We start from the raw sequence: 15,269 nt of genomic DNA on the forward strand, positions 1-15,269 counted from the left end.
TGCCGGCCGGGTTTCCAGGCCGGCCGCCCGGAGCGCGCGGGCGCCGCGCGAGGCGGCACGGGCGGCCCGGGCCGCGGGCGTCAGGCGCCCTGGGCGGGCTCCGGCTCGGCGGTGGCGGCGGCCAGCACGCGGCCGACGGCCTCGGGCAGGGGGATCTCCTGCTTGGTCCCCGAGGCGCGGTCGCGCAGCTCCACGACCCCCTGGGCCAGCCCGCGGCCGATGATCAGGATGGTGGGGACGCCCAGCAGCTCGGCGTCCTTGAACTTCACGCCCGGGGAGACCGAGGGGCGGTCGTCGACCAGGACGCGCAGCCCCTTGCCCTCCAGCTCCTCGGCGAGCGCGAGCGCCACCTCGACCTGGTTGTCCTTGCCGGTGCCGACGATGTGGACGTCGGCGGGCGCGATCTCGCGCGGCCAGACCAGGCCGAGCTCGTCGTGCTTCTGCTCGGCGAGCACCGCGACGGCGCGCGAGACGCCCACCCCGTAGGAGCCCATGGTGATGCGGATGGGCTTGCCGTCGGGGCCGAGGGCGTCCAGGCCGGCGGCGTCGGCGTACTTGCGGCCGAGCTGGAAGATGTGGCCGATCTCGATGCCGCGGTCGATGGACAGCGGGTGGGCGCAGCGGGGGCAGGAGTCGCCGACGCGCACCTCGGCGGCCTCGATGGTGCCGTCGGGCTCGAAGTCGCGGCCCGCGACGACGTGGGCGGCGTGCCGGCCCTGCTCGTTGGCGCCGGTGACCCAGGACGAGCCCGCCACGACCCGGGGGTCCACCAGGTAGCGGATGCCGAGCCCCTTGAGGACCTGCGGGCCGATGTAGCCGCGCACGAGGCCGGGGTGCTTGGCGAAGTCGGCGGCCTCGAAGATCTCGGGGACGCCGGGCGACAGCGAGGCCTCCAGCCGCTTGAAGTCGACCTCGCGGTCGCCGGGCACGCCGATGACCAGCGTCTCGGCCTCGCCGGACCCGGGGGTGCGCACCTTGACCACGACGTTCTTCAGGGTGTCGGCGGCGCCGACGCCGAGGCCGTAGCGCTCGTTGACGAAGGAGACCAGCGAGTCGATGGTCGGGGTGTCGGGGGTGTCCAGCACCTCCATGGCGGGGTGCTCGGCGGTCACGGCCGGGGGCGCGGGGGTGGTGAAGGCCTCGGCGTTGGCGGCGTACCCGCAGTTGTGGCAGGCCACGAAGGTGTCCTCGCCGGTGGGGGTGGGCGCGAGGAACTCCTCGGAGGCCGAGCCGCCCATCGCGCCGGACATCGCGAAGCAGATCTTGTAGTGGATGCCGAGCCGGTCGAACATCTTGATGTAGGCCTCGCGGTGCAGCTCGTAGGAGCGCTTGAGGCCGTCGTCGGCGAGGTCGAAGGAGTAGGAGTCCTTCATGACGAACTCGCGCCCGCGCAGGATGCCGGCCCGGGGCCGGGCCTCGTCGCGGTACTTCGTCTGGACTTGATAGAGGATGACCGGATAGTCCTTATAGGAGGAGTACTCCCCCTTGACCATGTCGGTGAACATCTCTTCGTGGGTGGGGCCGAGCAGGTAGTCGGCGCCCTTGCGGTCCTTCAGCCGGAACAGCGTGTCGCCGTACTCGGTCCAGCGGCCGGTCGCCTCGTAGTACTCACGGGGCAGCAGCGCGGGGAACAGGACCTCCTGGCCGCCGATGGCGTTCATCTCCTCGCGCACGACGCGGGCGACGTTCTCCATGACGATCTTGCCGAGGGGCAGCCACGAGTAGATGCCCGGGGCGACGCGGCGGACGTAGCCGGCGCGGACGAGCAGCTTGTGGCTCGGCACTTCCGCGTCCGCCGGATCCTCACGCAGGGTGCGCAGGAACAGGGTGGACATACGCAGCAGCACGGCTACTCCTCGGTCGCGGTGGTTGACAGGTATACAGGCTATCGAGTCCCGCGGGACCGCCGGCCGATTTATGCCGCTCACCCGGTGGCCCCGCCGCCGTCGCCGGGTGGCCCGACCGGATTATTGCGACCGCCCTCGGCGTGCGAGTCTGGTCGGGAGGACCCGCCTGGGCGAGAATCGGCGCAAGACGTCGCGGGGCCGGCAGGTCCCGCTAAGGAGGCCGCATGTCGCTGCGCGTGGCGATCGTCGGATCGGGTCCCGCCGGTATCTACACGGCCGAGGCCCTGACCAAGCAGGCGGGCGAGCCCGTCGAGATCGACGTCCTGGACCGCCTGCCCACCCCGTACGGGCTGGTGAGGTACGGCGTCGCCCCCGACCACACCTCGATCAAGTCGATCGCCGGCTACCTGCGCAAAGTGCTGGAGCTGCCGTCGGTGCGCTTCCTCGGCGGTGTGGAGCTGGGCTCCGACGTCACGGTCGACGATCTCGCCGCCTGCTACGACGCGGTGGTCTACTGCACGGGCGCGATGGTCGACCGGCATCTCGGCATCGCCGGCGAGGACCTCCCCGGCAGCGTGGCCGCCACCGACTTCGTCAACTGGTACTGCGGTCACCCCGACGTGCCGCCCGACGCCTTCTCCCTCGACAGCGCCGAGGTGGCGGTGATCGGGGTCGGCAACGTGGCGGTCGACGTGGTGCGCATCCTGGCCAAGACGGCCGACGAACTGCGCTCCACCGACGTGCCGCAGGAGGTCCTCGACCGGCTGGCCAAGAGCCAGGTGACGACCATCCACATGATCGGCAGACGGGGTCCCGAGCACGCCAAGTTCACGCTCAAGGAGCTTCGCGAGCTCGGCGAGCTGACCAACTGCGACGTGCTCGTCCGTCCGGACGAGGCCGGGTCGGGCGAGCTGGGCGAGCTGTCGCGGCAGATCCGGGGCAACGTGGAGGTCCTGAGGTCCTGGTCGTCGCGGACCCCGTCCGGCCGGCCCCGCCGGCTGGACGTGCGGTTCTGGCTGCGCCCGGTGGAGATCCTCGGCGCGGGCAGGGTCGAGGCGCTGCGGCTGGAGCGCACGCGCCTTTCGGAGGGCCGGGTCGTGGGCACCGGCGAGTACGAGACGATCCCGGCCGGCATGGTGCTGCGCTCGGTGGGCTACCAGAGCGTCCCGCTGCCGGGGGTGCCGTTCGACACCGCGACGATGACCGTGCCCAACACGGCCGGGCGGGTCGGCGAGGGGCAGTACGTCGCGGGCTGGCTCAAGCGCGGGCCGACCGGCGTCATCGGCACCAACAAGTCCGACGCCGCCGAGACCGTGCGCACCTTGCTGGCCGACCTCGCCGCGCGTCCTGAGCGGCCCGAGCCGGGCGCCCGGCTGGAGGACGTGCTGGCCGCGCGCGGGGTGCGTCCGGTGACCTACGCGAACTGGCTGGCCATCGAGGCCGCCGAGGCGGCCCTGGCCCTGTCCCTGGGCCGCGGCGAACACGTCAAGCTAGTAGGCCGCCCCGCCATGCTCGCCGCCTTCACCCCCTCCACCCCCGAACCCTGATCCGCCTTCCGCGACGGGGGCCCCGAGGGCGTGGCCGGCGCGGCGGAGGGCGGCGGCCAGGGTTTTGATGGTCGCGGGTTCCTCCATCACGCCGCCGCCGGCGTCGCGCCGCTCCTCCCAGGCGCGGACGCGCTCGGCGTAGGCGTCGCGGGTCGCCAGGTGGAAGGCGTACACGGTGGCGTAACGGCTGACCAGGTGCGAGGGGTGCATGTCCCAGCCCTGGTAGAACCCGTGGCGCAGCGAGTGACGCACCATGCCGGCGTGCGCCCGCCACAGCGCGTGCACGTCCCGCGTCGAGCCGGAGGCGGGTGAGGCGGCCAGCGAGCCGTCCGACAGCTCGACCCCGGTGCCGGCGAGCGCGACGCGCATCACCTCGCGGGCGTGGTCGCAGACCGGATGGTCAAGGCGCTGCTCGGCCGGCGGGAGCCCGCAGGCGGCGGTGTAGTCGAACACCCCGAAGTGCGCCGCGGCTAGGCGCCCGCCCAAAGACGGCACCAGGTCGGGCGAGCGGGCGAGGAAGAGCACGGTCTGCGGCGCCTCCACCTGCATCTCGAAGCGCAGCGTGCCGGACGCCAGCTCCAGTCCCTCCTCCAGAGAGGCCAGGCACCCGGCGAACCGCCCGAGGTAGGTCTCCATGAGGACCTTGGGGAAGGTGACCGTGAAACCGGGCGGCAGCCCGCCGGCCCGGGCGGCGACCTCGGTGAGGAAGCCGTCGAGGGTGCGCAGGCTGCGGGCCGGGTCCCCGTCGGCGAACGACTTGACCCGCAGCCCCCAGCGGCGCGGCAGCGTACCGGCGGCGTGCATGGCGGCGACCGCCTCGGCGGCCCGGACGGCGTGCTCGTCCTCCTCGGCCGCCGGGCGCGTCCCGTACCCGTCCTCGAAGTCGATCCGCAGGTCCTCGACGGGCTCGCGGGCGAGCTTGCGGGCCACCCGGCCGCGGACGTCATCGGCCGTCTCCGCCGCGGCGGGCCCGAACAGCGCCGGCAGGGCCACGCCGCCGGGCAGGTGGCGCTCCAGCAGGCTCAGGGCCTCCTCGCCCCACGCCCGCACGGTCTCCGCGCCGAAGCGGTCGGCGGGCACGTACACGGTGTGCACCGGCTGCCAGGAGGCGCCGGTCGCGGGGTAGCGCCGCGCCTGCTCGGCCAGGGCGGCGTCCACGCCCGGCACGTCGTGGCCGCCCAGGGTCAGGCGCACCTCAGATCGTGTCCACCAGGTCGCGCCAGCGCCGGACGCGCTCGGCGTCGACCGGGTCGGACCAGGACGAGCGCGCGGCGCTGCCGATGTGGAAGGCGCGCACGCCGTAGTCGAGAAGCGGGGGGACCAGGTGGGGCCGGAGCCCGCCGCCGGCCAGGATGATCGGCGCGTCGCCCGCCTCGGCGCGCGACCGCAGCACCGGCAGCCCCGCGGCGATGCCCGAGGGGTCGCCGGAGGTGAGCACGGTGGCGAGGTTGGGCAGCAGCCGCACGGCGCGCCAGCCCGCCTGCACGTCGGCCGCGTTGTCCACCGCCCGGTGGAAGGTCCAGGGCAGCGGCGTGACGGCCTGGATCAGCGCCTCGGTGGCCGCCAGGTCCACCTTCCCCTCCTCGTCGAGGAAGCCGAAGACGAACCCCGCCGCTCCGGCGTCGGCCAGGACGCGCGCGTCGCGCTCCAGGCCCTCCAGTTCCTCCGGGGTGACGCCGTAGCCGGCGTTGGAGCGGAGCATCACCATCTGCGGCAGCGCGGACTTCTTGGCGATCGCCGCCACGGTCTCCGGGGCGGGGGTGAGCCCGCCGACGGACATGTCGGCCACGATCTCAAGGCGGTCCGCGCCGCCGTCCTCTGCGGCCACGGCGTCGCGCACGTTCAGCGCGATCACCTCGAGCAGCGATCCGGTCATGGGTCCTGAGGTTATCGGACCCTCTTGTCCATAGATGGACCGCTACCACCCGCAAGCCGGCCAATGGTCCGGTGTAGGCCGGCTACATCGTGATCTGTTCCGGGGGCGCCATGATCCGATCCACCGCCGGAAAGTGCCGCCGGGCAGGCGGTTCAGTGGGTCGCCACATGCGCGGACCTGCGACGCCGCGCGTGCGGCAGCGCCGGGGACGCCAGGTCGGCGGCCCGCTGGAACAGCGCACCCGAGGCGCGGTGCGGGAGGTCCACCGTGCGGACGTGCCGGAACCCGAGCTTGCGGTAGTACCCCTGAAGGCCCGGGTTGTTCTTGGAGCAGTCGAGCCGCAGCCACCGCCGGCCGGTGGCCGCCACGCGCAGAGCCGCCCAGTCGAGCAGGGTCCCTCCGAGGCCGGACCCGGCGAAGGCCCGCTTGACGGCCAGCTTGTGGACGTACAGGCCCGATTCGGGGTGGTCGGCGCGCCGCCAGAACTCCGGGTCGGCGTGGTCGTCCAGGGCCATGGTGGCGGCGGGGACGCGGATCTCTCCCTCCTGGCGGGCGTCCTCGTCGTCCAGCACGTACATGGTCCCCTCGGCGATCAGCGGCTCGATGCGCGCGGCCGGGAAGCCGTCGGCCGGCCACTGGCGGATGCCCCGGGTGTGCAGCCAGCCCGCCGTCTCCGCCAGTAGCGCGAGAACGCCGGGCAGGTCGTCGGGGGTGGCATTACGCAGCGTGAGGGAACCGGCCTGCTGGAGGGTGTGGGAGTACATGACTCGTCCTTTCGTCGCCGTGTGTAGCGCCTCGAACACCGAACGTGCTCGACCGGGGGCGCGGCCCTATCAGTCAAGGCCGGAGTGAACGGCGTTAGCCGCCGGGCCTGTGGGCGTCAAGGGCCGCGATGGCGGCCCCGGCCCGCGCCGGCGGCAGGACGGCGCGGCCGCGTCGCGAAGCGAGACGGCGCGCGCGAGGTCAGCTCAGTGCGAGCTCGTACCTGATCAGATGCTTGTCGGCGGGCAGTACCGACAAGGCGACCCGGACCGGGGTGCCCTCACGGTCGTAGCCAACTCGGACATATACGACAACAGGGGTACCAGGTTCGAGTTGCAGGCGGGCGGATTCCTCAGGAGTCGGCATACGAGCCGAGATGTCGTCCACGACGCGGACCTGGCGGTGACCCAGTTCCTCCAGCACGCGGTTGGCCCCACGCGTGATGTCCGCCGGACGGGCGATCTCGGAATCGCGCACCAGCGTGTGCGGGAAGTAGGAGTCGTTGGTGTTGTAGGGCTGGTCGTCGACATAGCGCAGCCGCCGCCGCACCACCGCGAGCGCGTGCTCCTCCAGCTCCAGCCTCGCGGCGATCTCCTCGGGCGGCTCCACGATCGAGACCTCGATCTCCTGGCCGGGCTTGCGGCCCTCCTTGGTGACCGCCTCGGCGAACGCCTCCCGGCGCAGCACGCCCGGCGGGGTGTTGAGCTCGGCCTGGGGACGCATGAGAAGCGCGCGGCGGTCGCGAACGAAGCTGCCGCGCCGGCGCATCCGGGTGATCAGACCCTCGTTCTCCAGCTCGGCCAGGGCGAGCCGTACCGTGTTGCGACTGACCTCATGGCTGTCCATGAGGTCCATCTCCGTCGGCAGCTGGGCGCCCGGCCCGAGCTCGCCGGAGTAAATCGCCCTGCGTAGCTCGCCGGCCACCTGCTGGTACAGCGTCGACCGTGCCAAATCTCACCTACGGTTGCGTCCTTTTGTACCTACGAATTTAGACGATCTCGATCTGACGGCAAACAACCCCTTGACCCAAGCGTCTCCACACCGCATTATCCAAACGTTGGTACAAATCCATCAAAGAGGCGGCGAGGGGTGAGGGCCTGTGCTGGCAGTCCGGGCGGGAACGCCATATCTGCCCTGGCACGATCCCCGCGAGGCGACGCGTCTACTGCGCTACGCGCTGCACCGGGAGGGGTTCACCCACACCTACCAGAGCAGCGCGAACGGGATGTCGGTGCTGTCGGTGACCACCGGGCTGACCGTGTGGTGCCGCAGCGGGTCGTTCGTGTGGAACGAGGACGGCCTCACGGTCACCCATCCGTCCGATGACCCCGTCGGCGCCGCGCAGCTCGTCAAGCGCCATCTCCGCCGGCCGGTCGAGGAGGAGCCCGAGGATTCCCGGGCCCACGACTCCGGCGACCGGCCGCCCACAGACTCCGTGCGGTAAACGACGGCCAGGACCCCAACCCTCGCCGGGGTCCTGGAAGTCGCGCCGGGGCGGAACGTGTCCTGGCGGGTCCCCCACGCCCGCCAGGACACGCCTTCCGCCATCACCGTCGGCCACGGCCCTCCTCCCGTCAAGGCCGTTCCCCGCCCCCTCACGGCGCTCCCCGCCCCATCACGGCGGCTCCCCGTCCGCGCCCGGCCCCCGGCTCCTCGTGACGCTTCCCGTCCCGCACCGGCCCTCCCCGGTTCCTCGTCGCGGCCGCTTCCTGTTCCCTCGCGGCCGGCCCGCTCTTGATGGAGCCGTCCTCCCGGCCCTGGTCACGGCCGCTCCTCCGTCCTCGCCAGGGCCGCTCGCCGGCTCTCCATCGGCACCGCCGCCCGGCGGCGCGCGCCGGGACCGCGGGCGCGGACGTGGCCTGCGTCACACGTCGCGGCCTTGACCTGAACCACGGTTGAGGTTGCATGCTGATCGCGGCACCCTCGCCGGGCGGACCGACCCGCCCGGCCGCGCGGGGCAGCCTTCCAGGAGGGACCGGGCGTTGATCGACAGGCAGAGCGCTCCGCCTCCCCTTCCCCCTCTCCCCTACGTGCGGGCCGCCGGCTCGCCCGGGCCGGACGTCTCCGGCCGGAGCGGGCCGCCCGCCCCGGCCGCCGGGCGCCACTCCGCCGGGGCCGACGGCCACGTCCCGGAGGCGGGCGGCCGACGCTCTCAGACCCCCGATAACGGACACCGACCGCACCCCGATAACGGACACGCGCCGGCGCCCGGCACGTCGTCCGCGGGAGGCGACGCGTCCGACCCCCGGCACTTCAGGAACGTGCTCGGCAGGTTCGCCACCGGCGTGGTCGCGGTGACGGCGATCGACCCGGCCGACGGCGCACCCCGTGGTCTGGCGGTGAACTCCTTCACCTCGGTGTCGCTGGATCCGCCGCTCGTGTCCTTCTGCGTCTCGACCGCCAGCACGACCTGGCCGCGTATGAAGGCCGCGCCCACCCTCTGCGTGAACGTCCTGTCCGAGCGGCAGGAGCACGTGAGCAGGCGGCTCGCCGCCAGGGTCCCCGACAAGTTCACCGGCCTGTCGTGGAGGCCGTCGCCGGGAGGCGGCCCGCTGTTCGAGGGCGCGCTGGCCTGGCTCGACTGCGCGATCGAGTCCGAGCACCCGGCGGGCGACCACATCATCGTCGTGGCCCGCGTGCTGGCGCTGGACGCGCACGCCGACCACGGCCCCCTGCTGTTCTTCCGCGGCGACTACGGCCGCTTCGACGCCTGACACCGCCGCTCAGGCGCACCGACCAACGCCACCTGGGGCCCCACTGCCCGGACCGACCAGTCGGTATGGACGGGCCGGGGACGGGTACGGCATCATCGGGGGGCATGACTCTGTTCTCGGTGGACGGCAAGACCGTCGTGGTCACGGGCGGCTCGCGGGGCATCGGCAAGATGATCGCCGCCGGCTTCGCGGCGGCCGGCGCCACCGTGTACCTCTCCTCGCGCAAGGCCGCCGAGCTGCACGAGACGGCCGCCGAACTCGGCTGCGCCGCCGTCCCCGCCGACCTGTCGACGCCGCAGGGCATCGAGACGCTCGTCTCGGCCGTGTCCGAGCGCGAGAGCCAGCTGGACGTGCTGGTGAACAACGCCGGCGCCACCTGGGGCGCTCCGCTGGAGGAGTATCCCGAGCACGCCTTCGACAAGCTCTGGGGCATCAACGTCAAGGGCGTGTTCTACCTGACCCAGCGCTTCCTCCCGCTGCTGCGCGCCTCCGCGACCGCCGACGACCCGGCCCGCGTGATCAACATCGGGTCCGTGGACGGGCTCCGCGCGCCGGGCGTCGAGAACTACGCCTACTCGGCGGCCAAGGCGGGCGTCCACATGCTGACCCGCCACCTGGCGCACCGGCTCGCCGGCGAGTCGATCACCGTCAACGCCATCGCACCCGGGCCGTTCGAGTCCAAGATGATGGCCTTCGCGCTGGACGATCCGGGGATGCGCGCGGCCGTCGAGTCCCAGGTGCCACTCGGGCGCATCGGACGGCCGGACGACATGGCCGGAGCGGCGATCTTCCTGGCCTCCCGCGCGGGCGCTTACCTCACCGGCGCCGTGATCCCCGTGGACGGCGGCATCTCCACCGTCTGACCCGCGCGTGGTGGCCTCCCACCCGGACCTCGGCCATCTCGAGTCGGCGGCGGGCATCGTCCGCGGGCTCAAGGCGCTGCCGGCGCCGTGGCACGGCCGAGCATGGCATGCTGCGCGAGCAGTCCGGCCCGGGTCCTGTTGGGGCAGTCCAGCTTGACCAGGATGCGCGACACGTGCCCCTTGACCGTGGCCTCGGACAGGTTTAGCCGGCGGGCGATCTCGGCATTGGACAGACCCTCGCCGAGGCAGTCGAAGACCTCCCGCTCCCTCCTGGTCAGGGCCCCGATCAGTGTGAGCCTGCCGTCCTGGCTCGCCTGGCGGCCGGCCGCGGCGTTCAGCAGCCGCCGCGTCGTGGCGCCGGACAGCACGGTGTGGCCGCCGGCCGCCACCCGGACCAGCCCGATGAGGTCCTGAGGCGGGGTGGACTTGAGCAGGAAGCCGGCCGCCCCCGCCTGCAGGGCTCGAATAACGTGGTGGTCGGTGTCGAACGTGGTGAGCGCTACCACGATCGGCGGCTCACGCAGCGCGGCGATGTGACGGATGGCGGTGATGCCGTCGACGCCCGGCATCCGCAGGTCCATGAGGACGACATCGGGACGGTACCTGGTGACGGCGTCGAGGGCCTCGGCGCCGTCGTACGCCTCGCCGACGATGTCCACGTCGCCGGAGGTGCCGAGAATCGTCCGCAGGTGCGCGCAGACCAGCGGGTCGTCGTCGACCAGCAGGACGCGGATCACGGGCCCTCCCCCGCCGCCGGGAGGATCGAGGGCAGGTCCGCCTCGACCCGATAGCCGCCGTCGGCGCACGCTTCGGCGCGCAGCGTACCGTTGATCAGTTCGATGCGCCGTCGCAGGCCGAGCAGCCCCGCACCGGCACCGGCCGACGCCAGCACCGCGTCGCCCGCTCTGGTCGGTGCGGTGTTGCGGACGCTCACCCGGACGCCGGCGGGGAGTTGCCGGACCTGGAGCCGCACCCGCGCTCCCGGTGCGTGCTTGTGCACGTTCGTCAGGGCCTCCTGGACGACGCGATACGCGGTACGGCCCACCACGGGCGGCAGCAGGCACGGGCCTTGCGCGCCGTCCACCTCGACGACCGTCCCGACCGACCGCGCCGACTCCACCAGCCCGGACAGGTCGGGCATCGGTTCGAGCGGCCCCGTGCTCGCCGCGTCCGAGGGGCCGGCGGCGTTGAGCAGGCCGACCAGGTCACGCAGTTCGCCGAGGGTCTGGCACCCGGTCGTGCGAAGTTGTCCCGCCGCCTGTCTGGACGCCTCGTCGGCCGCGGTCAGCTGCAACGCTCCGGCCTGCAGCACCATGACACTCACCCGATGACTGACCACGTCGTGTATCTCCGCCGCCAGCCGCAGCCGCTCCTGCCTGCGGGCCTGCTCGGCACGCAGGTGGTGGCCGCGCCTGGCGCGTTCGGCTCGCGCCACGACGTACCTGCCCAGGACGACGGGCGCGCCGACCAGGATCAGGACCATGCCGGCCACGGCGACCGCGCGGGACGAGGGCGGCGCGCCCAGAAAGGCGATGGCGGCCACCAGGACCAGCGGCGGCCAGGCCAGGCGGGGGTCGCGGGCGAAGACCGCCGCGGCGTACGCGGCGAAGGGGACGGCCGCCGGAAGCAGCGTGATCTCCGGTTCCAGGCCGGTTCCCGGCGTGAGCCCCGGCCACACCCGCACCGCCGCCACCAAGATCACCGCGAGCAGCGCCATGAGCCAGGCGACCGCCACCGGCGCCCGGCGGCGGAACCAGAGCGATAGCGCGCTCGCCACCAGCAGGCAGAAGACGCACAGGTCATACGGCTCGCGGAGAACCGGGACCTGGGTCACCGTTCCCGACAGGGAGACGACGCCGGCCAGGACCACCACGGCGATGTCCGCAACCCGCTCGCGCCCCATGGCGAGACCCTAGCCAACGCCGTTCAGCTGACGACCGAGGCCGAGCGAAAACCCTACTAAAGTCGCATACAGCACCCCCTTCGGGACGGTTCAGCGGTCGCGAATCCCTTCTTCACGCGCTGTCGCCGGCGGTCCGCGCCGGGCTGGAATCGGCTCATGCTCGACAGACGAACACTGCTGCTGGGATCCGCCGCGGCCACGGGAGCGATATTGCTCGGCGCGTGCGGGCAGAGCACGACGAGACCTCGGCCGAAGGCCCGCACGGGGTACCTGAAGGTACCGGGAGCACGGCTGTACTACGAGACGCGAGGCTCCGGGCCACCCCTGCTGATGATCCATGGCGGCGGGACCGACGCCGGCTCCTTCGCCGCCATGGCGCCCGAACTGGCCGAGCACTACACGGTCATCACCTACGACCGGCGCGGGAACTCCAGGAGCCACCTGGACGGATCGCCGGCCGACCTGCGACTCGACCAGCAGGCCGACGACGCGGCCCTGCTGCTCAAGACGCTGATCGACACGCCGCCGCACGTGTTCGGCAGCAGCGGAGGCGCCATTGTCGCCCTCGAACTCGCCACCCGCTACGGAGACCGCCTCGGCACGGTGGTCGCACACGAACCCGCGGTGCCGGCCGTGCTCGCGGACGCCGCGGCACAGCAGGCCAAGTACGAGGCCGTCTACCAGACGTACCGCTCAAGTGGGGTACAACAGGCATTTCGCCAGTTCATCGCCATAGATCCAGGAAAGGAGGATCCGGCGGCGGACGGCGACTATCCCGCCGACCCGGATTTCGGCGCCCGGATCCAGGGCAACCAGGAGTTCCTGCTGGCCCACGAGATGCTCCCGTTCATCCGGTACCGGCCCGGCCTCGCCGCCCTCCGCCTGAAGCTCCCCGGCCTGGTGCTGGGAGTGGGCCGGTACCAGGCCAAGATCGCGACCCGGATCGTCCTGACCCTCGCCGATCGACTCGGCGCCGAGGCGACGCCATTCCCCGGCGACCACACCGGCTACATCTGGCGCCCCCGGGAGTTCGCCGGGAAACTGAACGCGGTCCTGACCTGAGCACGCACGCCAGCGGAGAGCTCTGCGTCATATCCGGCCGACAACCGGCAATCGGCTCAGACGTAACGTAAACCTAAAAAATCACTCTTGTCATGGATATGTGTCGATGACACGGTGATCACATGCTCACGCGTCTCAAGGTGGTCGCGCCGGTCGCAGTGACCGTCGCGCTCGCCCTCCCCGCCGGGGCCGCGCTCGCGGATCCCACCCCTACGCAGGCGTCCAGCACGTGCGATCCCACCCAGACCGCACCTGTGTACTTGAACAAGGTCCCCACCCCCAAGAGCGTGCTCGGCTTCGACCTCGGCGAGCGCGAGGTCACCTCCGCCGAGTCCGACACGCTCCTTGAGTCGATCGCGCGGGCCAGCGACCGCGTCGTCTCCGGCACCCTGGCCACCACCGCCCAAGGCCGGCCGCTGAAGTACGCGATCGTCGGCAAGCCCGCGAACGTCACCAAGGCCGGGCTCACCGTGACCGAACTGGCCATCAAGACGCTGCGCGATCCGCTCACGCCTTCTGCTCTGGCCAAGCTGCTCGCCAAGCGCACCACCGCCGTCCTGTGGGTCACCGGCAACGTCCACGGCAACGAGGAGAGCGGAGCCGACGCGGCGCTGAAGACGCTGTACGACCTGTCCGACCGCGACGACTGCGCGGCCAGGCACATCCTGGACAACGCCACCGTCGTCATCCTGCCCATCCAGAACCCCGACGGGCGCGAGGCGGACAACCGGCGCAACGCCTACGGCTTCGACATGAACCGCGACTGGTTCGCCCGCACCCAGCCGGAGACCGACGGCAAGCTGGAACTGCTGCGCAGGTACCCGCCGCAGCTCTACATCGACGCCCACGAGCAGGGCGGCACGGCGTACTTCTTCCCGCCGAACGCCGACCCGATCTACCACGAAATCGCCGAGCCGGCCTACGACTGGATCAGCAACCTGTACGGCCAGGCGATGATCGACGAGTTCACCCGGCGCGGCCTGCCCTTCACCAACCGGGACGTCTACGACCTGTTCTACATGGGATACGGCGACACCGTCCCGACCACCGGCTTCAACGCCGCCGGCATGACCTACGAGAAGGGCGGCAGCTCCCCCATCGCCACCCGCGCCTTCGAGCAGTACCTCACCCAGTGGGTGTCGCTGTCGGCCGCGGCCTCGCACAAGGAGAGCATCCTCACCACCTGGCACGGCATGTACACCGACGCGCTCAAGGAAGGCCTGGCCGGAAGGCTGGAGCCCAACCAGGTGTACAACCCCGGCCACGACGTGATCAGCCAGGTGCCCGACCGGCCGGTCCGCCACTACTTCCTGCGCGCCGGCGACCCCGCCAAGAAGGCCGCGGTCGAGTCGGTCGTGCGCCGGCTGCAGCGCATGGACGTCAAGGTCTTCAAGCTCGCCAAGCAGATCACCGTCTCCGACTACAAGGAGTACGGCCGCCCGCCGGCCCGTGCCACCCTGCCCAAGGGCACGTACTGGATCCCCATGGCCCAGGGCCAGAAGCACTGGATCCAGGCCATGCTCGGCGAGGACGGCTACACCCCGTTCCCCTACTTCTACGACGTGACCGCCTGGAGCCTGCCGCTGCTGGCGAACGTCTCCGGCGGCTCCTCCGGCAGCGTCCTGGCGCCGCCCGCCTCTCCGGCCGAGCGCGTCCCCGACGTCGTCTCGCCCCCGGCTCCCGTCAAGCGGCCCAAGGTCGGCGTGCTGGAGCTGTCCGCCACCTCGGGCACCACGGTGGAGTCCCTCGGCTGGCTGCGCCACCGGCTGGACCGCGAGTGGAAGCTCCCCTACACCAAGCTGACCCCGGCGGACGTCGCGTCCGGCAAGCTGGCCGGCCTCGACGTGCTGCTCGTCCCGGCCGGCCCCGCGGCCACCGCGAACACCGCCCTCGGCGAGCCCGGGCGTGCGGCGCTCAAGACGTGGGTGAGCGGCGGCGGCCGGTACATCGGCTGGAGCGGCGGCGCGCAGCTCGCGTCCCTCGCGGGGGTGAGCACGGCGACCTTCACCGAACCGACCTCCGACGTCCCCGGCTCGCTGTTCCGCGTCCAGGTCGCCAAGGGCGCGCTGGCCGCCGGCGTCGGCTCCACGGCCTGGCAGTTCTACTCCTACGACCCGCTGATGCGGGCCTCGGACCCGGCCCAGGTAGTGGCCTCCTACCCGGCGGCGGACTCGGCGGACTGGTTCGTGTCCGGCTTCCAGCTCGGCGCCGAGGAACTCGGCGGGACGGCCGCCGCGCTGGACGAGCCCGTCGGCCGCGGCCACGCGATCCTGTTCGCCGCCGAGCCCAACTTCCGCGCCTTCACCGACGGCACCGCCCACCTCATCACCAACGCCCTGACCGCCGACCTCCCCCGGCCCCGCACCTCCGGCCTGGAGAGCCGCACCGCCGCCCCGCAGAATCGGACCTCCGCCGCCGGAAACCCGACGGTGACGGCCGCGGCCGCTCCGGACCGCGAGTCGGCCATTCGCATCACCGTGAACTCCGCCGACAAGGCCAAGGTCGCCGCCGCCCTGACCGGCTTCGGCGCCACCTGGACCGAGCGCCCCGGACCCGGCGGTTCGCTCCGCTTCGTCGTGCCCAACCCCGAAGGCCTCGGCCTCGACGAGCACCCCTGGGCCGCCAAGCTCCCGGCCGCCCTCCGCGCCGCCGGAGTGACCCCGCTCGCGGTGGTCCTCCCCTGACCCTGCCCACC

13 protein-coding genes are annotated in these 15,269 nt (G+C 72.3%); 6 read left to right on the forward strand and 7 right to left on the reverse strand.

Annotated elements, in window-relative coordinates:
• Positions 1-80: 80 nt before the first annotated feature.
• A complete protein-coding gene (locus ABZU32_RS01555; protein WP_354915619.1) occupies positions 81-1,847 on the reverse strand; it encodes a proline--tRNA ligase in 1,767 nt (588 codons plus the stop codon).
• Between the two features lie 224 nt (positions 1,848-2,071).
• Here ABZU32_RS01555 and ABZU32_RS01560 point away from each other — a divergent pair, with 224 nt between their 5' ends.
• Complete coding sequence (locus ABZU32_RS01560; RefSeq protein WP_354915622.1) at positions 2,072-3,394, forward strand: FAD-dependent oxidoreductase; 1,323 nt, start codon at positions 2,072-2,074, stop codon at positions 3,392-3,394.
• On the opposite strand, the gene ABZU32_RS01565 is transcribed toward ABZU32_RS01560, so the two are convergent.
• The 4 genes from ABZU32_RS01565 to ABZU32_RS01580 form a co-directional block, all read right to left on the reverse strand.
• Positions 3,338-4,588, reverse strand: a complete 1,251-nt coding sequence (locus tag ABZU32_RS01565; RefSeq protein WP_354915625.1) for an aldolase — start codon at positions 4,586-4,588, stop codon at positions 3,338-3,340. The two genes, ABZU32_RS01560 and ABZU32_RS01565, sit on opposite strands and share 57 nt — an antisense overlap.
• 1 nt (position 4,589) lies before the next feature.
• The gene (locus ABZU32_RS01570; protein ID WP_354835275.1) at positions 4,590-5,270 is read right to left on the reverse strand and encodes a copper homeostasis protein CutC; all 681 of its coding nucleotides are present in this window, start codon (positions 5,268-5,270) and stop codon (positions 4,590-4,592) included.
• Positions 5,271-5,422: 152 nt separating this feature from the next.
• Entirely contained in the window at positions 5,423-6,034 is a 612-nt protein-coding gene (locus ABZU32_RS01575) for a GNAT family N-acetyltransferase (RefSeq protein WP_354915628.1), read from the reverse strand.
• 199 nt (positions 6,035-6,233) lie between these two features.
• The gene (locus ABZU32_RS01580) at positions 6,234-6,983 is read right to left on the reverse strand and encodes a GntR family transcriptional regulator (RefSeq protein WP_354835279.1); all 750 of its coding nucleotides are present in this window, start codon (positions 6,981-6,983) and stop codon (positions 6,234-6,236) included.
• A 148-nt stretch (positions 6,984-7,131) separates the two neighbouring features.
• On the opposite strand from ABZU32_RS01580, the gene ABZU32_RS01585 reads away from it, so the two are divergent.
• The 3 genes from ABZU32_RS01585 (at position 7,132) to ABZU32_RS01595 (ending at position 9,609) form a co-directional block, all read left to right on the forward strand.
• Positions 7,132-7,476, forward strand: a complete 345-nt coding sequence (locus ABZU32_RS01585) for a hypothetical protein (protein WP_354835281.1) — start codon at positions 7,132-7,134, stop codon at positions 7,474-7,476.
• An 817-nt stretch (positions 7,477-8,293) separates the two neighbouring features.
• Complete coding sequence (locus ABZU32_RS01590; RefSeq protein ID WP_354915631.1) at positions 8,294-8,746, forward strand: flavin reductase family protein; 453 nt, start codon at positions 8,294-8,296, stop codon at positions 8,744-8,746.
• 104 nt (positions 8,747-8,850) lie between these two features.
• Positions 8,851-9,609, forward strand: a complete 759-nt coding sequence (locus tag ABZU32_RS01595) for an SDR family oxidoreductase (RefSeq protein WP_354915634.1) — start codon at positions 8,851-8,853, stop codon at positions 9,607-9,609.
• 68 nt (positions 9,610-9,677) lie between these two features.
• On the opposite strand, the gene ABZU32_RS01600 is transcribed toward ABZU32_RS01595, so the two are convergent.
• Both ABZU32_RS01600 and ABZU32_RS01605 read right to left on the reverse strand, forming a co-directional pair.
• Positions 9,678-10,346, reverse strand: coding sequence for a response regulator transcription factor (locus ABZU32_RS01600; RefSeq protein ID WP_354915637.1), 669 nt, complete (start codon positions 10,344-10,346; stop codon positions 9,678-9,680).
• Positions 10,343-11,512 carry a histidine kinase gene (locus tag ABZU32_RS01605; protein WP_354915640.1) on the reverse strand — a complete coding sequence of 390 codons (1,170 nt, stop codon included), beginning with the start codon at positions 11,510-11,512 and terminating at the stop codon, positions 10,343-10,345. Before ABZU32_RS01605 ends, ABZU32_RS01600 begins: the two co-directional genes overlap by 4 nt.
• Positions 11,513-11,668: 156 nt before the next feature.
• Here ABZU32_RS01605 and ABZU32_RS01610 point away from each other — a divergent pair, with 156 nt between their 5' ends.
• Together ABZU32_RS01610 and ABZU32_RS01615 are read left to right on the forward strand one after the other, a co-directional pair.
• Complete coding sequence (locus ABZU32_RS01610) at positions 11,669-12,574, forward strand: alpha/beta hydrolase (protein ID WP_354915642.1); 906 nt, start codon at positions 11,669-11,671, stop codon at positions 12,572-12,574.
• 122 nt (positions 12,575-12,696) lie between these two features.
• Positions 12,697-15,258 carry a M14 family zinc carboxypeptidase gene (locus ABZU32_RS01615; RefSeq protein ID WP_354915645.1) on the forward strand — a complete coding sequence of 854 codons (2,562 nt, stop codon included), beginning with the start codon at positions 12,697-12,699 and terminating at the stop codon, positions 15,256-15,258.
• Positions 15,259-15,269: the final 11 nt, after the last annotated feature.

Source organism: Sphaerisporangium sp. NPDC005288, from assembly GCF_040607475.1.
GTDB classification, from domain to species: Bacteria; Actinomycetota; Actinomycetes; order Streptosporangiales; family Streptosporangiaceae; genus Sphaerisporangium; species Sphaerisporangium rhizosphaerae.

Coding starts and splice junctions, on each gene's coding strand:
- ABZU32_RS01575 (WP_354915628.1), bottom strand. CDS start 6,034: ATGTACTCCCACACCCTCCAGCAGGCCGGTTCCCTCACGCTGCGTAAT.
- ABZU32_RS01605 (WP_354915640.1), bottom strand. CDS start 11,512: ATGGGGCGCGAGCGGGTTGCGGACATCGCCGTGGTGGTCCTGGCCGGC.
- ABZU32_RS01595 (WP_354915634.1), top strand. CDS start 8,851: ATGACTCTGTTCTCGGTGGACGGCAAGACCGTCGTGGTCACGGGCGGC.
- ABZU32_RS01615 (WP_354915645.1), top strand. CDS start 12,697: ATGCTCACGCGTCTCAAGGTGGTCGCGCCGGTCGCAGTGACCGTCGCG.
- ABZU32_RS01560 (WP_354915622.1), top strand. CDS start 2,072: ATGTCGCTGCGCGTGGCGATCGTCGGATCGGGTCCCGCCGGTATCTAC.
- ABZU32_RS01610 (WP_354915642.1), top strand. CDS start 11,669: ATGCTCGACAGACGAACACTGCTGCTGGGATCCGCCGCGGCCACGGGA.
- ABZU32_RS01570 (WP_354835275.1), bottom strand. CDS start 5,270: ATGACCGGATCGCTGCTCGAGGTGATCGCGCTGAACGTGCGCGACGCC.